Source organism: Sessilibacter sp. MAH3, assembly GCF_054658275.1.
In genome coordinates this window covers 43,646-66,136 of record NZ_BAAGIE010000026.1, presented here as the reverse complement: position 1 = coordinate 66,136, position 22,491 = coordinate 43,646, and the positions used below count along the sequence as shown (strand labels likewise).

Annotated in this window: 16 protein-coding genes; 14 read left to right on the top strand and 2 right to left on the bottom strand. The window is 42.1% G+C overall.

Annotated elements, in window-relative coordinates:
• Positions 1-661 precede the first annotated feature (661 nt).
• The 9 genes from ACYQ2C_RS14815 (at position 662) to ACYQ2C_RS14775 (ending at position 13,395) form a co-directional block, all read left to right on the top strand.
• Positions 662-1,135 carry a hypothetical protein gene (locus ACYQ2C_RS14815; protein WP_460103888.1) on the top strand — a complete coding sequence of 158 codons (474 nt, stop codon included), beginning with the start codon at positions 662-664 and terminating at the stop codon, positions 1,133-1,135.
• A gap of 1,290 nt (positions 1,136-2,425) precedes the next feature.
• Positions 2,426-3,484 (top strand): FtsH protease activity modulator HflK, encoded by a 1,059-nt coding sequence (gene hflK, locus ACYQ2C_RS14810; RefSeq protein ID WP_460103886.1) that lies wholly within the window; start codon positions 2,426-2,428, stop codon positions 3,482-3,484.
• On the top strand, positions 3,481-4,455 hold the full coding sequence (gene hflC / locus ACYQ2C_RS14805) for a protease modulator HflC (RefSeq protein WP_460103884.1): 975 nt from the start codon (positions 3,481-3,483) through the stop codon (positions 4,453-4,455). Before hflK ends, hflC begins: the two co-directional genes overlap by 4 nt.
• A 546-nt stretch (positions 4,456-5,001) precedes the next feature.
• On the top strand, positions 5,002-6,012 hold the full coding sequence (locus ACYQ2C_RS14800) for an ATP-grasp domain-containing protein (protein WP_460103882.1): 1,011 nt from the start codon (positions 5,002-5,004) through the stop codon (positions 6,010-6,012).
• Positions 6,013-6,326: 314 nt separating this feature from the next.
• Positions 6,327-7,643, top strand: coding sequence for a Na+/H+ antiporter NhaA (nhaA, locus tag ACYQ2C_RS14795; RefSeq protein ID WP_460103881.1), 1,317 nt, complete (start codon positions 6,327-6,329; stop codon positions 7,641-7,643).
• Between the two features lie 24 nt (positions 7,644-7,667).
• On the top strand, positions 7,668-8,519 hold the full coding sequence (locus ACYQ2C_RS14790) for a transglutaminase family protein (protein ID WP_460103880.1): 852 nt from the start codon (positions 7,668-7,670) through the stop codon (positions 8,517-8,519).
• 23 nt (positions 8,520-8,542) lie between these two features.
• On the top strand, positions 8,543-9,334 hold the full coding sequence (locus ACYQ2C_RS14785; RefSeq protein WP_460103878.1) for a transglutaminase-like domain-containing protein: 792 nt from the start codon (positions 8,543-8,545) through the stop codon (positions 9,332-9,334).
• 693 nt (positions 9,335-10,027) lie between these two features.
• Positions 10,028-12,694: a DUF4118 domain-containing protein gene (locus tag ACYQ2C_RS14780; RefSeq protein WP_460103876.1), complete on the top strand. Its 2,667-nt coding sequence runs from the start codon at positions 10,028-10,030 to the stop codon at positions 12,692-12,694.
• 8 nt (positions 12,695-12,702) lie between these two features.
• Positions 12,703-13,395, top strand: coding sequence for a response regulator (locus tag ACYQ2C_RS14775; protein ID WP_460103874.1), 693 nt, complete (start codon positions 12,703-12,705; stop codon positions 13,393-13,395).
• 281 nt (positions 13,396-13,676) lie between these two features.
• Here ACYQ2C_RS14775 and ACYQ2C_RS14770 read toward each other — a convergent pair whose 3' ends face one another.
• Complete coding sequence (locus ACYQ2C_RS14770; RefSeq protein WP_460103872.1) at positions 13,677-15,137, bottom strand: TrkH family potassium uptake protein; 1,461 nt, start codon at positions 15,135-15,137, stop codon at positions 13,677-13,679.
• A 501-nt stretch (positions 15,138-15,638) separates the two neighbouring features.
• On the opposite strand from ACYQ2C_RS14770, the gene ACYQ2C_RS14765 reads away from it, so the two are divergent.
• On the top strand, positions 15,639-16,382 hold the full coding sequence (locus ACYQ2C_RS14765) for a Crp/Fnr family transcriptional regulator (RefSeq protein WP_460103870.1): 744 nt from the start codon (positions 15,639-15,641) through the stop codon (positions 16,380-16,382).
• A gap of 58 nt (positions 16,383-16,440) precedes the next feature.
• Here ACYQ2C_RS14765 and ACYQ2C_RS14760 read toward each other — a convergent pair whose 3' ends face one another.
• Positions 16,441-16,773: a PRC-barrel domain-containing protein gene (locus ACYQ2C_RS14760; RefSeq protein ID WP_460103868.1), complete on the bottom strand. Its 333-nt coding sequence runs from the start codon at positions 16,771-16,773 to the stop codon at positions 16,441-16,443.
• A gap of 331 nt (positions 16,774-17,104) precedes the next feature.
• On the opposite strand from ACYQ2C_RS14760, the gene ACYQ2C_RS14755 reads away from it, so the two are divergent.
• The 4 genes from ACYQ2C_RS14755 to ACYQ2C_RS14740 all read left to right on the top strand — a co-directional run bounded on the left by ACYQ2C_RS14755 (position 17,105) and on the right by ACYQ2C_RS14740 (position 21,870).
• On the top strand, positions 17,105-17,260 hold the full coding sequence (locus tag ACYQ2C_RS14755) for a hypothetical protein (protein WP_460048104.1): 156 nt from the start codon (positions 17,105-17,107) through the stop codon (positions 17,258-17,260).
• A 170-nt stretch (positions 17,261-17,430) separates the two neighbouring features.
• Positions 17,431-17,604, top strand: a complete 174-nt coding sequence (locus ACYQ2C_RS14750; RefSeq protein WP_460048103.1) for a hypothetical protein — start codon at positions 17,431-17,433, stop codon at positions 17,602-17,604.
• A 32-nt stretch (positions 17,605-17,636) separates the two neighbouring features.
• Positions 17,637-20,426 carry an aconitate hydratase AcnA gene (gene acnA, locus ACYQ2C_RS14745; RefSeq protein WP_460103867.1) on the top strand — a complete coding sequence of 930 codons (2,790 nt, stop codon included), beginning with the start codon at positions 17,637-17,639 and terminating at the stop codon, positions 20,424-20,426.
• A complete protein-coding gene (locus ACYQ2C_RS14740) occupies positions 20,407-21,870 on the top strand; it encodes a class II fumarate hydratase (RefSeq protein WP_460103865.1) in 1,464 nt (487 codons plus the stop codon). The genes acnA and ACYQ2C_RS14740 overlap by 20 nt, the downstream gene beginning before the upstream one ends.
• Positions 21,871-22,491 lie beyond the last annotated feature (621 nt).

Here is a 22,491-nt window from a genome sequence, read left to right as displayed (position 1 = left end):
ATAGGCCATTTGTAGGTTCCTTTGTTTGGGGCAGTTTACCCTACAAGCTGGTACGAGATTATTAAACCACTACACTTTTTATCAAGGTCCAAGAAAATATACTCAAATTTTAGTGTGCAATAAATGTAGCCATAAAGTCGAAGTAAAATACTGGGGTATATAGTTTTACCCACTAAATTTTTTTCTATTTTCATTAATAGAAAAATAACGCAGTTAATTTATGACTTTGCGTTTTATAATTACTCCTTTTAGAACGTTAAATTACCTATGAAATATCTTTCTATTCTTATCCTACCGATATTACTCGCATCATGCGGGTTGGAGAGTAAAGACCGAAAGAGGGCGGAATTTTGGAAGAATGAAATCGCCTTTTTAAATACAGAAAAAATCAATCTTGCCGGTGCTCAAGAACGATACGCAGAGTATGCACCGATGCTGGACGAATCGCAGAGACTGCTAACCGTTACGGAAACTAGCGACACCAGCAACTTTGTATGCGACAAATGGCATTACATAATCACTATAAAGTTAAGCGATACAGAGGTGGTAGAGAGAGCCTCTTTTACAGCAACGGGTAATTGCTTATAAATCAGCCAATGTATGCTTGAGGTAGTCTAAGTGCTAGCACCTCGGTAAAAGATTAAGTTTATTTGGAGAGTTTATGATCAATAAAATTGAAGCATGGATTGATTCCATTAACGCTAAATATCAAGCGCAAAGACAATCTTGCGCAATATTTAGTCGGCAATTTTCTGGCTTTTATTCTGAACATTTTCTAGCCGACTCATACTTTGTTGTTTTGGAAAAAATTCCGAAGCCGAATTTTCCAGAGCTTCGAGAAGCTGGTCTTGATGATTTTATCAACATGGACGTGAATGGAATAACATACAAGAATACCTATTATGTTCTTCCGCGTTGTGCCGACGTATTACGTTTACATTTTCACGAGCTTGTTCATGTCGTACAGTGGAACCTTCTGGGTGCACAGGGTTTTATCAATCGTTACATCCATGAGATTCAAAATTACGGTTACAACGATGCGCCACTTGAACAAATGGCTTATGGCCTAGACGGTTATTATTTACAAGGCGGAAAGCCCTTGGATGTGCAAAGTTATGTGCAACGGAAAATATAGCAAGCCGATTAACTACTGTAAAAGAACAATCAGAACGATATATGCTCTCAAATCGTTAAAAAATACAAAATATCTAAGGTATAAAGAAGTGCAAAAAATAAAATTATGGATAAGCCGAGGCGAAATCGGGTTTGGCACTCTACTTATTGTTCTTTCTATGGTCATTCATTTCCGAAGTTTGGTATGTGATGTAAATAATTCTGCGTGTGGTTACTGGGAAGGTACTTATGCTGTATGGTTCCTAATATTTGGCGCCTCATTTATAGCTTCAGGGCTTATATTAAAAACTCAGGGTATAAAATCACACCTCGGCCACATTCTTATTTTTTATGGGTTGTTTTTAGGACTTACATTGCAATGAAATGCCTAACAAATTGCCCAACCTCGTTTCAGCCACAAAGAGCTCATTCTCCACTGAACTAATTTACTTTTAGTGTTTCTGGTATAGTGCTTACTGCTCTTCTATGGTTTATTCGCTATGTTCGCCAGATATAGCTCGCTCAGTAAAGTAACCGATAAAAATGTTAAAAAGGTGAAAAATAGTTTATCGGATTTTAGCTGGGAACAGCCATAACATACCAAACTAGTATGAATTTATATGCCGCTCCATTTTATACATTAAAACTAAATATCGTAGTTGGCGTAGAGAAATATCTTGGAATATTTTTGAAACTGACACTGGATAACCATGTCTGTTTTTAAAGGTAATTCTCAATAAATTTTTTGAAGGAATATAGGTAAGTGAATTGGAGCAACAACCTAATTTCAAGCTTGCACTGCGCAAAAAAATGTTAATGTTTATTAAATACTTTTCCTGAAGTTTTACGCTGTAAGCATCTTCGTGATTGTTAGTTCAGTTGCATGGCTATTTGGTTGTACTGAAGTTGTATCAGACCATCTATATCTTGATATTTAGGTAAATATTGCCAGATTAATTCATTAACATTTTCACTAAAGCCACGCTCTCAACAATGTTGAGATATGGAAAAATAAAAATTATATTATTAAACACCGTCTTCTCGGTAAACAAAGAAAATGTGTATTTCAGCTTACTTTTATTGATAGAAAAATATCACGATTAGTTTATGAATAATATGCAGCTTATCGTTATAAAATTGAATAAGGCATACTTAACGGTCTTATCAATGCGTTATTCTTTAATGTTATATTAATAAAACATACTCATAAGTGTAATCTTTGTAACAATCACCTTGATTTTTACCTCAGCGTCCCCATTTAATGATATCTAGGTGAGATGCTCTCGCCTCATATCATAAAAAGGCAACCTACATGCCAAAAAATATCGATGGCTCTAATTCCCCATGGGGATCAGGGAATAATTCTCCACCAGATCTCGCTAAAATACTTTCTCAAATAACTGGCTTTTTGCAAAAATTTCTCTCCGGCGGTAGCCCCTCAAAAGTTTTTATACTCCTTCTGGTTTTTCTAACCGGTGTTCTCGCGTGGACAGCAACGTTTACTGTACCGAGCGATTCTGTCGCAGTAATTCAACGATTTGGTAAGTACATTCATAATGTACCACCGGGTTTACATTTAAAATTCCCGTTCGGTATCGACTCAGCAACCATCGTTCCTATTAAGCGACAGTTAAAGCAAGAATTTGGGTTTTCCACTCCGGGCGCAACGGATCCATACCAAAACTCTGGAAGATACAATAACGAACGAGAAACACAAATGGTGACAGGAGATTTAAATGCCGCATTAGTCGAATGGGTGGTGCAATATCGTATTTCAGAACCTGTAAAATATTTATTTGAAGTTCGCGAGGCCAGTGAAACATTGAGGTATGTGTCTGAGTCTGTGATGCGTGAAGTTGTTGGAGATCGCACAGTTGATGAAGTAATCACTGTTGGACGTCAAGAGATAGAGTCCGAAGCGTTAGTTAAAATGCAGGAATTATCAGCAAAATATACAATGGGCATTAGTATTGACCAAGTTCAGCTGAAAAATATCAATCCACCAAAACCTGTTCAAGAATCATTTAATGAAGTAAATCAAGCGCAGCAAGAAAAAGAAAAATTAATTAATGAAGCGCGTCGAGATTACAACAAAGTTATTCCACTTGCACTTGGTGAAAAAGATCAACGCATTCGAGAGGCCGATGGTTATCGTTTAAAGCGAATAAACGAAGCTGAAGGCGATAGCGCTCGATTCAATGCTTTATATGCTGAGTTTATTAAAGCACCCGAGGTAACAAAACGGCGGATATACATAGAAACAATGCAAGAAATTCTGCCCAGAATTCAGTCAAAAATAATTATCGATGAGAGAACGAATAGTATTCTACCCTTGCTCAACCTTGGAAGAAATTCCGGAGACATTCAATGAGTTTAATAAAAACAACTCTAGTCATGACCATAGTAGCACTTCTTGCATTTGCTTTAAAAAGTGGACTTTATACGGTAAGTGAGGTTGAGCAGGTTATTATTACTCAATTTGGCAAGCCTGTTGGTGAACCTGTTGTAAATGCTGGACTGAATATAAAAATTCCTTTTATTCAAGAAAGCAACGTTATTGATAAACGCGTTTTAGAATGGGATGGTGATCCTTCTGACATGCCAACTAAAGACAAACTCTACATTTCTGTAGACTTATATGCTCGCTGGCGTATTGTCGATCCTCTACAGTATTTTTTAAGATTAAGAGATGAGAGAAGCGCACAATCAAGGCTGGATGATATTTTAGGAAGTGAGACACGCAACGCTGTTGCAAAGCATGAGCTTATCGAAATTATACGCACCACTAAAGATCGAGAGCCTTCCCAAGCTGAAATATTAAGCAGCTCTGATTCTGACTTAAATGTAGGATTACTTGTTCCCATTAAAAAAGGCAGAAAACTGGTAGAAGAAGAAATTTTTTTAGAAGCCGCAAATAAAGTTAAAGTTTTTGGAATCGAACTTTTAGATATTCGCTTCAAACGAATTAATTATAATGAAAGTGTTAGACCAAAAATTTACGAACGCATGGTAAGTGAACGACGACAAATTGCTGAACGCTTTTTATCTGAAGGTAATGGTGAAGCCGCAAGAATTCGCGGTGATAGAGTGAGAGAACTTGATAAAATACAGTCAGAAGCCTATCAGCAAGTCGAAAAAATAAGAGGTCTTGCAGATGCCAAAGCAGCAGAAATCTATGCTGACGCTTACAACCAAAGTAAATCGAGTGAAGATTTTTACACGTTTACTCGAACAATGGAATCTTACAAATATATTATCGATAAAGACTCTACTGTGGTTTTGTCAACCAATAGCGATTTGTTTAAGTATTTAAATGGCATTTACCCAAAGGAAAATAATTAACAAGTTTTCTATATAGGAACCTCTGATTAACTCATCCTTGATTTAATCAGAGGGCAGAAATTGAAAATGTGATTTCCAATTTCTTCACAATTTCAATCACTTACCGTTCTTGAAATTGGCGACACATCCCTGTGTCGCGAGAAACTCTAGGTTAATCAGATTTTCCTATAGACAATAAATTACATCGAAAATTAAACGCATTATTCATATCAATAACGACAAATTTACGAAATATTATAGAGCTTGGAATTTTTTCTAAGCTCTTTTTTTTGATTAAAACCTGAAGTAATTAATCATATTTTACTTAAAGTGGAACTGCATAAATAACTTCGACTGACCTTGCAATGAGCTGAAATTTTTATCCTTAACTTAGCAAAAAACTCCAACAAAGACTTGATAAATGTATACACTCTCATTCTTAGAGCGCATACTGAAGCACTGAATTTGGTTTCATCATTGTCGCCTCGTGTATATTCTACTGCACAATCGTGATTTTTTCTTGATTTCGTCAATATCAGCCTAACTTCACTCTCTTTTCGGACTATTATGAATATAGAAATTGTTACTACACCAAATAGTGCACTAAATGAAACAGGTTTCGGCAGCCTTCAAGCTTGTCAGAATGTCCTTGATTCAGTGCTGAAAATGGGTCATCAATGTCTACTTTCTTCCTGTAAATCACTGGAGGATCTAGAGGGTGTGTTAACAAGAAAGCCTGATTTAGTTGTCATTGCCGTTAAATTTATTCCAATTGAGAACAATGAAAACGTTTGGCTTTCAGAATATTTTGAGAATAACAACATAGCATATACCGGATCGTCGAAAAACATATTAATGTACGATTCTGACAAGGTGTTGGCAAAACAATATTTAAAAGAAAACGGAGTACCTACCGCTTTATTTTTCACAGCTTACGAAAATGAATTTCAAAGTAATAAAGAATTACCACTCGAATATCCATTATTTTTAAAGCCTATTTGTGCAGCAAACAGCAACGGTGTGGATGAGCATTCATATGTATCTTCATTCGACGAATTTGAGCGTAAAGTATTGTCATTAAAAAATAACTTTAACCAAACTTCTCTCGTTGAAGAGTATTTAGATGGGGCAGAATATACAGTTGCTATATTAACCGCAAAAAACGGAGAACTTCTTATCTCAGCGGTAGAGGTAGAACCACCAGAGTTAAACCAAGGTCGCCGAATACTTAGCAAAGATACAAAATATGAAAACAATGAAGTACTTAAAGTAATAACCGACCCTCAAATTAGTTATGAAGTAAGAAGAATTGCTGTTGAGGTATTCACGAAAATAGGGGCCGAAGGTTTTGCACGAATAGACATCAAGTCAAACAAATCTGGAAAATATTTTTTTATGGAAATTAATTTAGTCCCTGGAATGACCATGGGAACCAGTTATTTTCCCGAAGCATTTAGAATTGATCAAGGTCATGATTATGATCAGACAATCGTTAATTTAATAGATTATTGTCTTTTTAAAACTATGCAAAAACAACCACTTATTGAACAAGTAGCTATGGAATTTTCTAGTAATTAAACCTGAATTTCAATGAGCATCATCAAGACTAAAAAACGTAGCATCACTATTTACAGTTAAAAATGTTACAGTTGAAAATGCGTTTAGTGAAAAATTTAAAGGCAACTCTGGTTATTTGGGAGAGAGCTCGTCAGGGGTTCATAAAATAATGCCTCCGTTTTTAAAAAATGTCACGTATAAATATCTATACACAATGAACTCTATCTAAGTAAAAGTGAAATCTCGTACATTTAACTAACCTCATAAAGTGAAACCTCATCATAAAGAAATTAGCCGATCTTTTACTCTCAAATAATAGAGGTCGACCCTCTCAGTTGCCAGCAGTCCCCATTGATTGGTTGACACAACCTGTCAGGCGATTTATTAAAATAGAAGCCGCCGCAGGTTTATTACTCTTATTCTTTACCGTTCTAACGTTAATTGTGGCCAATTCACCATTTGGCGATTTTTTTAAAGATATTTGGAAAATTTCATTTGGTTTGACCATCAACGGCTATTCATTTGAACGAACTTTACATGATTGGATAAATGATGCCTTAATGACATTATTTTTCTTCTTAATTGCACTTGAATTAAAACGAGAGATTGTACTGGGAGACTTTAGTCAGCCACGCTTGGCGATGTTATCTATATCAGCGGCGACCGGTGGAATGATAGTACCGGCACTTATTTACCTGTTTTTTCAACATGGGGAATTAGGTCAACACGGGTGGGGGACTGTGATGGCAACTGATACCGCGTTTGTTATTGGCGGGCTCGCATTACTAGAACGGCGCATACCACGCACATTGCGTGTATTTATGCTCTCTCTCGCTGTGGTTGATGATATCGGCGCGATTATGGTTGTCGCTATTGGTTACGGTAAGCAATTAAGCTTCTCTTATATTGGATTATCGCTTATTGGTTTTGTTGTTATCCGATTAATGGCTTTAGCCGGAATTCGTAATTTAGGGCTTTTTTTTGGTGTTGGTATCATTATTTGGTTGTTTGTGGATGCATCTGGTATTCACGCTACTGCAACAGGTGTTATTCTCGGATTGATGACACCGACGACTAAGTGGGTAAGTGAAGAACGCCTTCGTAAAATTATTGATTGTGTTGTGATGCCACCGTCTAAAGAATATTTAAGTGATAACATTCACAATCGACAGCTATTAAAAACTGCTGAGGCAGCTGCGCGGGAAGCGTTGTCTCCCGTTGAGCGCTTGGAAATTATGCTTCATCCTTGGGTAAGTTTTGTTATTATGCCATTATTTGCGCTCGCCAATGCAGGTATTGATCTTGTCAATATGAAATTTTCAAGCTCAATTTCTATGGCGGTTTTTTTGGGATTTTTTATAGGCAAACCACTTGGAATATCTCTGTTTAGTTGGTTAGCTGTTCGTTTAAAAATTGCGAGTCTACCTAATGATTTAAATTGGTCTTTAGTTTTCTCCGCAAGTATTCTTGCCGGCATTGGTTTTACTATGGCGATATTCATTGCCAATATGGCGTTCACCACCGAATTAATTGCCTCAGCCAAGCTGGGCATACTCTTGGCTTCACTTGCATCAGGAATATTGGGAATTAGTTTGTTGTTTTTTCTTACCCGTAAAAACAATACGCTAAACCATAACGAAGTACGAAATTAATAATAGTAAACAAAGAGAATTAATTTGAAGCGACTTAAGATCACTCATAAAACAAGATATGATTTCACCGATCATGTAGAGCTATTACCGCATACCTTTCGTTTACGACCACGAGAGGGGCATGATTTACGAATTGAGTCCTCCAAGTTGACTATCTTTCCTCCTGCTGTTGTGCGTTGGTATCGAGATGTAGAAAGCAATTCGGTGGCTACTGCGTCATTTACAGATAAATCAAATTTTTTAACCATTGAAAGTGAAATAATAATACAAAAATACGATTTAAATCCTTTAGACTTTTTAGTTTCCGTGCATGCAGTTAATTACCCATTCACTTATCGATATGAAGATACTATTTCTTTATCACCTTATTTAACAAATCCAGACAAATTAAATCGAATTTTCACTGACTGGGTGGATGAGAATTGGAAAAACTATGAAAAAATTCAAACATTTTCGTTACTTGAACGTATAAATCGACGTATTTTTAAAACCCTAGTCTATGTAAGAAGAGAAGAAGAGGGCGTGCAAAGTGCGGAGTATACCGTTGCCAGCAATTCGGGCTCTTGTCGGGATTTTGCCAGTCTTTTTATGGCTGCTGCACAACGACTGGGTTTTGCCGCACGGTTTGTTAGCGGTTATATCTATTCAGACGGTATATCGAAAGAAAATCAATCTACCCATGCATGGGCAGAAGTCTTTATTCCCGGTGCCGGCTGGAAAGGGTTCGACCCCACCTACGGAACCGTAGCTGGAGTTCACCATATCGCTACCGCGGTCGCCAGACGGCCAGAATCCGTGCCACCCATTTCTGGAAGCTTCTATGGAAGTAGTGGCGCGTCTATGAATGTGGAAGTTTTGGTGACTGAGATCAGTTAATCATTATTAAAAGGAATAATTTAATGTGGTTACGCACAAGTTGTAAATTAAGGTTCGATATTAAAACTCCCACACCGTTTATTTTGATGCTACGACCCAGAAGTGGAGACCAGCAATGGGTTGCCTCTGAGGCTTACATTCTTAGCCCACCTGTATCTGCTTTTGAATTTACAGACGATTTCGGCAATCTCTGTCAGCGGCTAGTGGCGCCGCCAGGTGATTTTATGATATCGACAACAGCCATAATTAAAACTTCCGATACGGTAGATATTGCCCATGGCGGCGAATTTATCAACGTAGAGAATCTGCCAAATAGTGTGCTTAAGTACCTTCTTCCTAGTCGATATTGTGAATCCGATTATTTTAACGAGATGGCGACAGAAATCGTGCTGAATCAGTCCCCAGGCTACGATCAGGTCGCGGCAATTGAGAGATGGCTTCGGGAGAACATCCGTTTTGAACCGGGCAGCAGTTACTTTCCATCGTCGGCCATTGAAGTAAATAAGGTTCGTGTTGGCGTGTGCCGAGACCTATCGCATCTTGGTATCGCATTGTGTCGTAGTCTGTGCATTCCAACACGTATGGTTGTGGGTTATTTTCACATGTTAAATCCTATGGAGTTGCATGCATGGTTCGAGGCTTATGTATCGGGCCGTTGGTATACATTCGACGCGACACAAGACACCAAAAGAGGGGGTTATGTTGCAATTGGATATGGTCGTGACGCAGCTGACGTTGCAATCTACAACCAATTTGGACCTTCCGTTTTTCCGTATGAAGAAACCGTAAGTGTTACATTATCAAATAGTACCTAGTGGTTGCTTAACGCCGTTAAATTCTGAGAGTCGAACGCACATCAAAAAGCTTACGGAATAAAACTCATCAAAAAGTGGCTTCTAATCAAAAAATGACTTCTAAATAGGCCAATTTCGTCGAGTGGCCAAAGTTAGAAGAATAGAAGGTTGTTGTGTAATGATTTCATCGCACGCGACTCAGATCTGGCTTCTTCCAAGGACTGGCTTTGCTCGCCATTTTCTTGGCTTAGCTGTTCTACCTGGTGCTCTAGGCCCTGTTATTGGGGCGTAAGTTGCGCGATGGCGTTCTTAGAATCGATCAACTCTGTGTGAGCCCTCCGTTAAACGCCTCAAAGTCCTAGCGCGCCTGCTCATTGGATAACGCCTTTTATTGCTGAAAATCTATTCCAAGGATGCCTTTCGGTAACCTATACGGAAAAATTACGCCTAGTAACGCCTGCCATCTAGAAAATTTACCCCACCTTGTCTTACGCTGACACCGCGATCTACACGCGCAGGCGTCCTTTACGAGTACCGTGCTGTTATCGGGGCCGCTGGCATGTGCAATCTTCCAATACTGAATGAACTTAGCGCTTGACCATTTGGCTGTTAATACGAAAGATCACCAATAAAAGAATTAAGAACACGACAATATGCTGATTTTCACTCCATTGCTTTCCTCATTAAGGGCCATAGCGCGCGGGGAAGCTAACCATGGATGAGCGATCCGGTCACACTGACGCGCTGTTGCAACGTATCGTGGGTAACGAGAGCGGTCGGCTCACGATCTTTCTCGGTGCCGCACCGGGTGTGGGAAAAACCTACGCCATGCTAAGCGCAGCCCGCGAACGATTGCAGGAGGGCGTGGATACGGTCGTAGGCCTGGTGGAAACTCACAACCGCAGCGCCACGGAGGTCATGCTGGACAAGATGGAGGTGCTGCCCCGCAGGGTTGTTGATTACCATAATACGACCCTGACGGAGTTCGATTTGGATGGTGCGCTGGCTCGGCGTCCGCAACTGATACTGGTGGATGAACTGGCGCACACCAACGTCCTCGGCAGCCGCCATAAACGCCGATATCAAGATATCGCCGAGTTACTCAGCGCCGGTATCGACGTTTATACCACGGTCAACATCCAACACCTAGCCAGCCTCAATGATCTAGTACTGCAGATTACTGGCATTCAAGTGCGTGAAACCGTACCGGATCAGTTTGTGGATGATGCCCACGAACTTCTCTTTATCGATTTGCCTCCAACCACATTGATTGAACGCCTGCGACAAGGCAAGGTGTACCTGCCTGAGTATGCCCGTTCGGAGCTGGACGCCTTCTTTTCCCCAACCAACCTCACGGCGATGCGAGAACTGGCCATGCGCGAGGTAGTGGAGCGGGTAGATGCGCGGCTGACCACCGAATTGCATGCCGATGCCAAAGGGCGCACATTCGCCATTCAAGAAAAGCTACTTGTGCTGGTTAGCCAAAACAGTGATCACCAATACCTGATTCGTATCGCCCGCCAGATCGCGAATCGACGCAAAATCCCTTGGACAGTGGTGTGGGTCGATACAGGGCGTGTGGCCAATCGTCAATCGTCACTGCGCCTGCAATCGGCTTTTTCCCTCGCCCGAGGACTGGGTGCCGAGATAGAAACACTGCGCGGCCCCAGTACCTACCAGACGATTGTGCCATTCATTCAAGAGCACCGTATCAATACCGTTTTGGTGGGGGCCGGTACACGTCGACGTATGCTCTTTTGGCGCAAACGGCTCTATCAGCAGTTGATCGAATCCGGTCTGCCTTTGGAAGTCTCGGTGATTCGCGCACAGGACAGCGCTTCCCGCCAGTCAGCACATGTATTGCCGACCAGAATCTCCCCTTGGGGTTCCTGGAAAGCCCATGGTTTTGCCGCGTTGGCGGTAGTCGTCGCCACGGCGGCAGCGGTTCCCCTAGAGCTGGTAGTCGTCAACACTACACTGGTACTGGTTTATGTGTTGGCGGTCGTGGCAGCCGCGTTACAACACGGCTGGCGACCGGCCGTCACCGCATCGATTCTGGCGTTTCTGAGCTTCAATTTTTTTCTCACGGAACCACGCTATACCTTCCACGTAACGCAGCAGGATGAGTTGGTCACTCTGTTTTTTCTGTTGGTAATTGCCTTGGCTTGTGGGCCGGCGGCTTCTCGGATTCGACGACAGTTTATTTTACTGCACGACGCCAATCGCTACTCCGAAGCCATGCGATTGCTGGGTCAGGAACTCTCGATCGCCGAAGATCCGATTGCTATTTGGAGAGGCATGCATAAGGTTATTTCGGAATCTCTGCCTGTGGAATGTGTGATTGTGCCTGCGGATGGTGAACCCTGGCCAAGACCGACACGGCCCTTCACACCGGTTGACCAGGCCGCCATTGACTGGACTGGCCGCAACCATAAAATCTCCGGTCGCTTCAGCGACACATTAAATGCCTCCGAATGGACATTGTTTCCGATCAACAAGGACAGCCAGAGCATTGCCTGTGCTGCACTCAAATTCCCAGACATCGCCACTATTCTTGCTCCTGGCGACAAAACCTTGATCACTGCGATTGTCAGTCAAGGAGCCGACACTTGGCGGCGTACACAACTGGTCAGAGAACTGGAAGCCGCACGAGTAAAAACCGAGGTGGAACAACTGCGATCAGCGCTGTTGTCATCGGTTTCCCACGACCTCAAATCACCGTTGGCGGCGATGATGGGTGCAGCCGAAAGTCTGCAACTGCTGGATCAACAATTAGAACCCCAAGATCGGAAGGAATTGATAGAAACTATCTTGCAGGAGAGTCGCCGTCTGGACAGTTATATCCAGAATCTGCTGGATATGACCCAGCTGGGATACGGCACGCTCAAGATCGAGCGCGACTGGGTGTCGATCGCCGACATCGTAGGCAGTGCTCTGACCCGTCTCAAGCGCTATTACCCCAGTATCAAAACAGAAACCCATTTTCCAGATGCTGCGCCTGTCTTGTATGTGCATGCGGCATTAATAGAGCAGGCACTATTTAACATTCTGGAAAATGCCGCGCGTTTTACGCCGGTCAATGAGAAAATTGACGTCTCCATTACTGCCAAAGACAAGCGCTGTACCATCGCCATTGAAGACTGCGGCCCCGGTATTGCCGAAGACCTGCGGGAAAAAATCTTCGATATGTTCTTTGTCGTTGCCGACGGCGATAAGAAAAAGCAAAACACGGGCATGGGATTGGCCATCTGTCGCGGCATGATCGGCGCCCATGGTGGCATGGTGCAGGCTACGCCAGTAACTGAACACAAGGGTACACGCTTTGTCGTGGAACTGCCCCTGGATATGCCGCCCACTGCACCACCATCCGATGAGGAATAACATAAAACGTGAGTATAAAAATTGTGATTGTGGACGATGAAGCGCCGATTCGGCGCATGTTACGCATCGCCCTGAAAAGTGAAGGCTACGATGTAACCGAAGCGGAAGATGGAGAATCTGGTTTGGCGGCAATTGCCCGCCAACAGCCAGATCTCGTGGTGTTGGATCTGGGATTGCCGAATATGGACGGACATGCGGTATTGAGCGAACTGCGCACCTGGTCGAAAGTACCGGTGATCGTGCTCTCGGTGCGCAGCAGCGACCGGGAAAAAGTTCGCGCCCTTGATGCCGGTGCTCAAGATTATGTGACCAAGCCCTTCAGCATTGAGGAATTTCTCGCGCGCGTTCGTGCGAATGTTCGTGACCACATCAAACCCGATTCGCCGGTCATTCTCGATGATGGGCGCCTTCATATTGACCTTGGTAAACGTTGGGTCACCTTGGCAGGTGAGAAGATAGATCTCACACCCAAGGAATACGCTGTATTGGCCAAACTCGCGCAATCACCTAACTGTGTTATCACGCAGACCCAACTACTGCAGGAGATCTGGGGCCCAGCTCACAAGGATAATAGCCACTATCTGCGTATCGTGGTTAGCCATTTACGGCAAAAACTGGGAGACGATCCAGCCGAACCCTTTTACATACGCACCGAAGCCGGTGTGGGATATCGATTGATGGTACAGGAAGCATTCTATTGAATCAGACGACATTAATTGCGGTTATTACGTTGCTTTTCGGGTTGCATCTAAACCATTAAGATGTCGCCCAGAAAACCACTTACCACCTCGGCTATTGGCGTCGCAAATCCGTCGCTAGCGACCATATTGCTGAAAGGATCTCCAAAAGGCTTGCCGCCATTGATACCAGCATGTCGGAATGCTTCTCGACATTATTTATTGAATCGTTAAATGATGACCTTGTGGACACATCCAGTATTGCGCTTTAGAGCCTGGCCAATACCCGGATCGAATAAATTGTTTTAGAAGCGCCGGAAGGTACGGGATAAAACGATGAGAATAGGGAATATTTCCAGACGCCCAAACAGCATGGCCACACACATCAGCCATTTGGCCGGGTCTTTCAGGGTGCCAAATCCCAATGCGGTATCGCCGTAGCCAATCCCCATATTGTTGATACAGGCCGCAACAGTACCAAAAGCAGTGGCAAAATCGTACCCTAATACCGTCAACCCCCAGGCGAACACGCACGCAAAGAAAATATAAAAGAAAAACAGGCTCCAGACAGATTGCATCACCCGATCCGACACCAATTGCCCACCCACTTTTGTTAAAAAGATGCCATTGGGATGAACGAGCTGACTGATTTCACGGTTACCTTGACGATACAGCAATAGAAATCGCATCGCCTTGATGCCGCCACAGGTGGAGCCCACGCAACCACCAAAAAAGCTCGCACCCAACAGCAGTAGTATCATATGTGTCGGCCAGAAAGGGTAATTTCCAGCGCCGAGACCGTTATCAGTCATGATGGAAACGGCCTGGAAGAAACCGTGAATCAGAGCATCTTGAACTTCGAATGTCTCGGTTCTGAAGAGTTCGAGGCACGTTACACCTACGGCTAGTGACAGGATCAGCGAGAAAAAGCGAAGCTCTGAGTTAGTTAGAATCGGGCGCAGACTACGGCGGCTAATGGCCGCGAAATATAAGGAGAAGTTGACAGCCGCAAGAATCGAGTACATCCCGCCCACCAACTCAATGAGGGGATTATTGTAATAACCTAGGCTACTACCATGTGTAGAAAACCCACCCAAAGAGACCGTCGATAGGCTGTGGCACAGGGCGTCAAACCAGTCCATGCCAGCAAGGTAATAAGAAGCCCCACAACACAAGGCCAAACCTGAGTAGATCACCCAAAGGTTTCTGGCGGTATCCGCTAGACGCGGCGTGAACTTTTCTTCCTTCATTGGACCTGGCGTTTCAGACTGATAAAGTTTGGTGCCCCCAATACCCAGAAACGGCATCACCGCCACAGCAAGTACAATGATTCCCAGCCCCCCCAAGAAATTTAATTGGGCACGATAGTACAGAATAGATTTTGGCAGATGGTCGATGTCATCCAGTACGGAAGCGCCAGTCGTAGTGATTCCGGAAACACCTTCAAATAGGGCATCTGTTAGGCTCAAGCCTAGACGATCATCGAAATACAATGGCATCGTGCTGATGGCGGAAAAGATTACCCAGAACAGCACGGCAATCATGAAACCGTCACGGGTATGAATGGCCTTATCCCCGCGGTTTGTAGCCTGCCAACCGATAACCCCAAGTGCAAATGCCGAAAAAAAGGTCAACAGGAAGGGGAAAAAATGCGCTTCACCGTAAATCAATCCAATTATAATTGGGATCAACATTGACAAGCTGTACAACAACACCAAAAAACTGCACAAATGTAATATGGTGATAAGCCGCAAATTTTTTTTCATCTACCTACCGCAATGAGACCCTTAATCTCATGAATGGTAGGAACGTTACGCATAAAGTCTCTAGATGCCGCCTTCCAAGGGACGTAAAGAAGCCGTAAAGGAACGTGAGAAAACCCCGTTCATGCAAGGAAATAGAAGATTCTCTACGCTTTTTTATAGACAAACCGACAGCGTAAGCATAGTGGGGAAAACCTAAACAAAACCTCAAAATTCACCACAGCAAATGATAATTTATTGAACGGCTTAATAGGACCTCTTCTCTTGATTTATTAGTTTACTGCCCCCATCAATCAAAAATTGGGCAAAATGATTTTGCCTCCTCTAAATATATTATCGACAAAGATTCCACTGACATTTTATCTACAAACAGCGATCTATTTAAACGGTATTCAGACAATATCAACGGACTAATAATTGGATCGAAAACACTCCAATTATGCTGACATTTTTCGTCGTTAACTCAATACACAATACGATAAATTTATAAGGAATCGTTCAATTATGAGTCGCTACAGCGAACTTCATGATCCAAGCCAAAATTTATTAATTGCGAGCCTTCCCCACACGGTTCGGCAACGCCTATTAGTAAACCTTGAGCTGATCGAACTACCTCTTGGACATGTATTGTATGAGTCCGGCGATACTCTTCGTCACGCATACTTCCCTACAGACTCTATAGTATCGTTATTATATGTAATGGAGAACGGTGATTCCGCAGAGATAGCTGTGGTTGGGAACGAAGGCGTGGTGGGTACAGCGCTATTTTTAGGCGGGGAAAGCACGCCAAGTAGAGCGGTAACGCAGAGCTACGGTTTCGCTTATCGGTTACCTAGGCAAAAATTTATTGAGGAATTTAGTCTCCACAAAGAGTTGCTGGTTTTACTTTTGCGGTACACACAAGCGGTTATTACTCAAATGGCTCAAACGGCTGTTTGCAACCGTCATCACTCAATAGATCAACAATTGTGCCGCTGGCTACTTTTGTCACTCGACAGAATGAGTGGCAAAAATTTGTTTATGACACAGGAATTAATTGCCAATATGCTAGGTGTACGACGTGAAGGTGTTACAGAGGCCGCCGGGAAACTTCAGAAATTGGGAGTGATCGAGTATCACAGAGGCCATATAACAGTGCTTGATCGATCAAAACTGGAGAACTTGTCATGTGAATGCTATGCGGTTGTAAAAAAGGAAACTGATCGGCTATTTCCTTTATTAAAAAAGAGTTCAATTAATAATTGTTGAATATTATTAAATTTCTTATCGTCAAAATAGGGTATTTGAACCTAATACAGCCTCAAATTCAGCAATATTGAGTTGTCAGAACTTCTTTTCCTATATTCAGTAGAAAATGTTTTCTTTCTACGTCGAATTTAAGAGCATTTACTAGTTTAGGCATGAGCTTTCTGTTTATGCTTAAAAATAAATCAGAGGGAAGTATCACGTAACTAATATATCCACGTGTTACGCTAAATACAATATCTTTAATATTCCCCATAATTTTATTTTTTTTAACAATTTTATAACCAAGCATGTTGCTTACATTCACTAAAAGAGTGTCTGAATCAGCCTGTACGCCAGCACCACTAGTATTAATATTTAATTTACTACTGCTAGTACCATTTTCTTGAATCATAAAGTACTCCGCTTTTGTTTTTAAAATTTATAGAAAACTCTTATTAGCCTAAAGTTTCTATAGTCACAGGGAGGCATTGCCGACCTCAAGACCAGCAAGCGCTTGATATTATGAATAAATTGGAATCGCATCTTTCAATTTCTTTCCTCCAATTAAATCATGGATGAGTTAATCAGAGGCTCCTATAGATATTTTTTGTTTCATAGCCATCTTAAAAATAAATAAATGTCGGGTATGTTCGGTAACGTACGGACATTGCACTAAAAGAATAGCATTATGTTCGTAACGAGAAACCACAGTCTGTGGACTCGAAAATAGAAAGTGAGAAGAAATGAAAACGTCACAAGAAAATAAAGAACACCAAAACAAGCCTGAAAAACCAGCTCAAACATCACAACCAAAACCTGAGCAACAAAAACAATTTGCGCAGAAGCCAGACCAATCTAATCAAAAAAACGACCCAAAAGATTCAATTAAAAAGAACTAACTCGACTCTCTTGAAATTGATTTTTGAATTTCTCTGTATCCGTTCTGTTTTTTTTGAGCGGATACAATTTCCGCCTTTAAAGGATTTATAGCAAACTTTTAATGAAATAAAGGATTTAAAGGCTCAAATATAATTTCTAACATTAGTAATATAATTAAAGAGTAAATAAAATGAATAAACAAAGTACAATTTCAAATAAACCAACACCAGCTGAGATTCAAATAACATTGATTGATTCAGGCAAGGTGCTGGCACTCAGCCGTCATACCGGTTTATCTTGGCACATCGAAAATAAGTCTACCAATTTAGGTTGCAAGCTCCCCGCTACGAGCATCGTTCAATAGCGTATGGCATCCACAGACTGGTCTTGTTTATTATGATTAACATAATTCCTACTACGAAAAAGCAATGGCGTGAACGCTATCTCACTCATCTGGGTGAAAGCGGCTGTAGAAACATGTATTGGTCTTTAAAGCAATTGGCACAAGATTTTGACTTTACGTTAGGTGATCAACCTTTAGTTATAAGACTGTTTTTAGAAAATATCATGCGCAACATTGAAAACAATGTAGATGAAGAAAATACCGCATATTTACAGGTCTTAATTAAGGCGTTGATCTCAGGTATTAATACCGCCGAATTCGAGTTTCAATTTTACCCTAGCCGCGTACTCATGCAAGACTACACTGGCGTACCCGCCATTGCTGACTTGGCAGCTATGCGCGATGCCGTATTTGCGAGTGGCGGCGATGCTGAAAAAATCAATCCTATGTGTCCCGTCGATCTTGTCATTGATCACTCCGTTATTGCAGATCAAACAGGCCATTCAAATGCATTGCAGTACAACCGCCAACGTGAAATGGAACGAAATAAAGAACGCTATCAGTTTTTAAAATGGGCTCAGGGTTCATTTGAAAATCTTACAGTGGTTCCTCCAGGAAAAGGTATTTGCCATCAGGTTAATCTCGAATATTTTGCCCAAGTGATACGTAAAAAAGAGGACGTGCTATTTCCAGATACGCTGGTGGGCACTGATAGTCATACCACCATGATCAATGGGCTCGGGGTGCTCGGCTGGGGCGTGGGCGGCATTGAAGCCGAAGCGGTTATGTTAGGGCAGCCTTTAAGTTTGAATGCGCCTCGTGTTGTGGGCGTTAGATTAGACGGTGAGTTGCCCTGTGGCGTTACCGCAACGGATCTCGTTCTAAGTATCACGGAGATTTTAAGAAATCATGGTGTGGTAGGAAAATATGTTGAATTTTATGGAGCTGGTGTCAGTAATCTTAGCGTCGCTGACCGTGCCACAATTGCCAACATGTCGCCTGAATACGGAGCAACCTGCGCATTGTTTCCAATTGATGCAAGAGTTATCGAGTACTTAACCTTAACGAATAGACCGGCCTCATTAGTTGAGCGAGTCCACAATTACGCTGTTACACAAGAACTATTTTACAGTTCTGATCATGAATCCCAAGCGCCCACTTATGGGGAAAGCTTAGTTATCAACTTAAATAACATTGTTCCGTGTATCGCAGGTCCGAAGCGTCCACAAGATCGCTTACCACTTGCCGCTATTAAGCAAAAAACCCTCGACGAATGTGCACTGGCAGGTCACGGTGGCGTTAGTGAATCAAGTGATGCTCAGTCGTCGCTGATGGATGGTGACTTGGTGATTGCTGCCATTACTTCCTGCACGAATACATCCAACCCCAGCGTCATGCTGCTTGCCGGCTTGCTTGCCAAAGCAGCTGTTAAAAAAGGTTTGTTGGTTAAGCCCCATGTTAAAACGTCACTTGCACCCGGCTCCCAAGTAGTTGCTCGTTATCTGAACCGTTCTGGATTGCAAACCTACCTAGATCAGCTGGGTTTTCAGCGAATTGGCTTTGGCTGTACAACCTGTATTGGCAATTCAGGCCCCTTAAACAATAATCTTGAATCCGTGATTGAAATGGGCAATTTACACGTCAGTGCTGTGCTTTCTGGCAATCGTAACTTTGAGGGAAGAATTCACCCCTCCGTCCGACTCAACTGGCTGGCCTCACCACCGTTGGTCGTAGCTTTTGCTTTAGTAGGGCATACGCGGATCAATTTTGATACAGAGCCTTTAGGATTTGATCAAGAAAATAACCCGGTTTTTTTAAGTGATATCTGGCCAGATAATTCGCAGCTCGAACACGCGATGCTGCAGGTCAGCCAAGAACTCTATGCGCTGTCTTATAAAGATATTTTGCAAGGCGATGAGTATTGGAATGACTTAGATGTCACAAGCAGTAAGTGTTTTCCCTGGAATCCAGAATCGACCTATATTCGTAAGCCTCCCTTCTTTCAGCAGCATGAAAAACCCAATCCAATTATTGCGGCAAGAATTTTAGCGATAGTGGGCGACTCCATTACCACAGATCATATCTCACCAGCAGGAAGAATTAGCCTGGATAGTCCTGCAGGAGAATATTTGCTAAAGCGCCATGTTAAACCGGACCAATTTAACAGTTATGGTGCACGTCGAGGTAATCATGAAATTATGGTACGCGGTACCTTTGCTAACAAGCGACTGAAAAATGCCATAGTGACGCCAATGGAAGGGGGGTTTACTCGCATATATGAAGACGCCGAGAATACACAAAATACAAGCCAATCAATCAACATTGAAGAAGCTGGGCCCGTGACTATTTTCGCGGCTAGCCAGTATTACACAGAGAAAAATATTCCTTTGGTCATTTTTGCAGGCAAAGAATATGGTACCGGCTCAAGCCGTGACTGGGCCGCGAAAGGATGCTTGTTGTTGAATGTTAAAGCCGTTATTGCAGAAAGTTTTGAACGTATTCATCGTAGCAACTTAGTTGGAATGGGTATTATGCCATTGCAACTATTACCAGAAACAACCATCGATGATTTGTCGTTAAACGGTGACGAGAGCATCTCCATTCTAAGGCCAACCGATACTATCAAAAATAATCAACTGCTACCCAAACAAAGGATGCTTCTGGAAATAACAAGTAGTCAACAGACATCCAGCAGTCACAAACCTCTATTGACGCGCACTATCTCGGTAGTTCTTAGAATCGACAATTATCAAGAACTCGAATATTTTTTTGCCGGTGGTGTTCTGCCGTATGTTGCTCAACAATTCATAAATAACCAACACAATGACCGATATCACGACTAAACAATCAAAACAAAGTTCGGTAAATAAGCGGTCCGAAATCCAGCAGGACACAGGTGCCGATGGTTTGTCTGCAATCCAAACAAATGAGTTATGGGGCAAACAAACTCAACTGTCGCTAAAATATTTTGATATCGGAAACCATACTTTTAATTCGGACTTTATTAACGCCCTAGTTTCCATCAAACGTGCCTGCACAACCATTAATTACCAATTAAAACTGATAAACGTTAAACGGTTTAAAGCCATTGTTCATGCTTGTGATGAGATTCTAAACGGTAAGCACCGTGATCAATTTCCATTACGGATATGGCAAACAGGATCGGGCACGCAAACTAATATGAATGTCAACGAGGTCATTGCATCGCTGGCGAATACCTTTTTGCGCCAAAACAATCCAAGTGACAAATCAATAGATGCTGAAGAATTACACCCGAATGATCACGTTAATATGTCACAGTCGTCCAATGACGTATTTCCCAGCGCCATGCATATCGTTGTAGCACAGCAGACAATAAAAATACTGCTGCCCGCTATCGAGTTAATGGAGCGCGAATTATCCCATAAACAAACAGAATTTAAGAGCATCTATACGGTCGGGCGTACTCATTTGATGGATGCGCTACCAATTAATGCGGGCGCTCTGTTGTCGGGCTATGGCAATCAAATAACAGCAGCAAAAATTGCAATTAAAGACAGTTTGAGTGCGGTTTATCAGTTAGCTCAGGGAGGTACGGCAGTGGGCTCAGGTGCTAACGCACCGGAGTTATTCGGCCAAAAGGTGGTTGCACTGTTGGCAGAGCAATACCAGTTACCATTTGTTCAGCACCCAAACTTATACGCGGCAGTTTCTGGAGCAGATGCGTTACTATTTTACAGCAGTTCACTCAAACAGTTGGCCGCGACCTTATTTAAAATCGCCAACGATTTTCGACTGCTCGGTAGTGGGCCTCGTTGTGGACTAAATGAATGGCATTTACCGGTAAATGAACCTGGCAGCTCTATTATGCCAGGCAAGGTAAATCCAACCCAATGTGAAGCATTAAGCATGGTATGTTTACAGGTATTTGGCAATGATCTGACGGTTTCTCTTGCTGCTTCAAACGGTCAGTTGCAAATGAATACCTATCGCCCAGTAATTATTCATAATGTTTTAGAAAGCATCGATTTGCTGGCCGATGCAATAACTTCTTTTTCAGAAAACGCTATACGAGGTTTAAAAATTAATCGTACTCAAGTTGATATCAATATGCGTAACAACTTGTCCGTTATTACTCTGCTAGCACCTAAAATTGGCTATGATGTGGCGACAAAGATCGCTCAGCAAGCAGACATATGCAATAAAACTTTAGCAGAATCTGCAGAATCTCTGCATCTTTTTAGTCAGGAAGAATTTAAACGCTTGATAAACGAACAACTGGAAATCCAATTAATAGAACATGAATAATCTCAGATCGAACACGTCGCAACGGATTTACAGGATCCTCCTAAGCTAAGATATTACTCACGGAGCAAAATTTCTTTATCGTTTTTCAATCATCGAACGTCGGATGCCTTACTTATCTCCGATATGATCTCAACAATTGATTAAGCAGAACAGGGAGGTCTTCTGACAACTGAGCTTGTTCTATCCAGCCCTTTATCGCAGTACTTGAGCAAACATCTTTTGCTTCAAATGGTAAAGCTTAATTTCTGGGAAGGGGCAGGTTAATAATCTAAATTGATTAAGTACAACCTCTAATGCCTATAATTGGGAACCCATACTGAAGAAAGAAATTGAACGGATGATTTCCTCGTAGGGCAAGTCTAACAACACGCCAACAACACTTCTAAATCCGTTTATAACCTCGTGTGTTACCGCAGTCACTTACTTCACAAAGCACATAATCTGTGTCCATCCATATCATCGTTAATTCCAATCAGCATAGATATTTAGACAATTGCAAGAAAGTTTGGTTGTAATTATAAATAATTATCATTAGTATTAAAAATACATTTCTGCTAAATAATGATATATCGCCCTTAACTAACAGGCCGTTTATTAGCTCAGACTGTAGAAGCCAAAAAT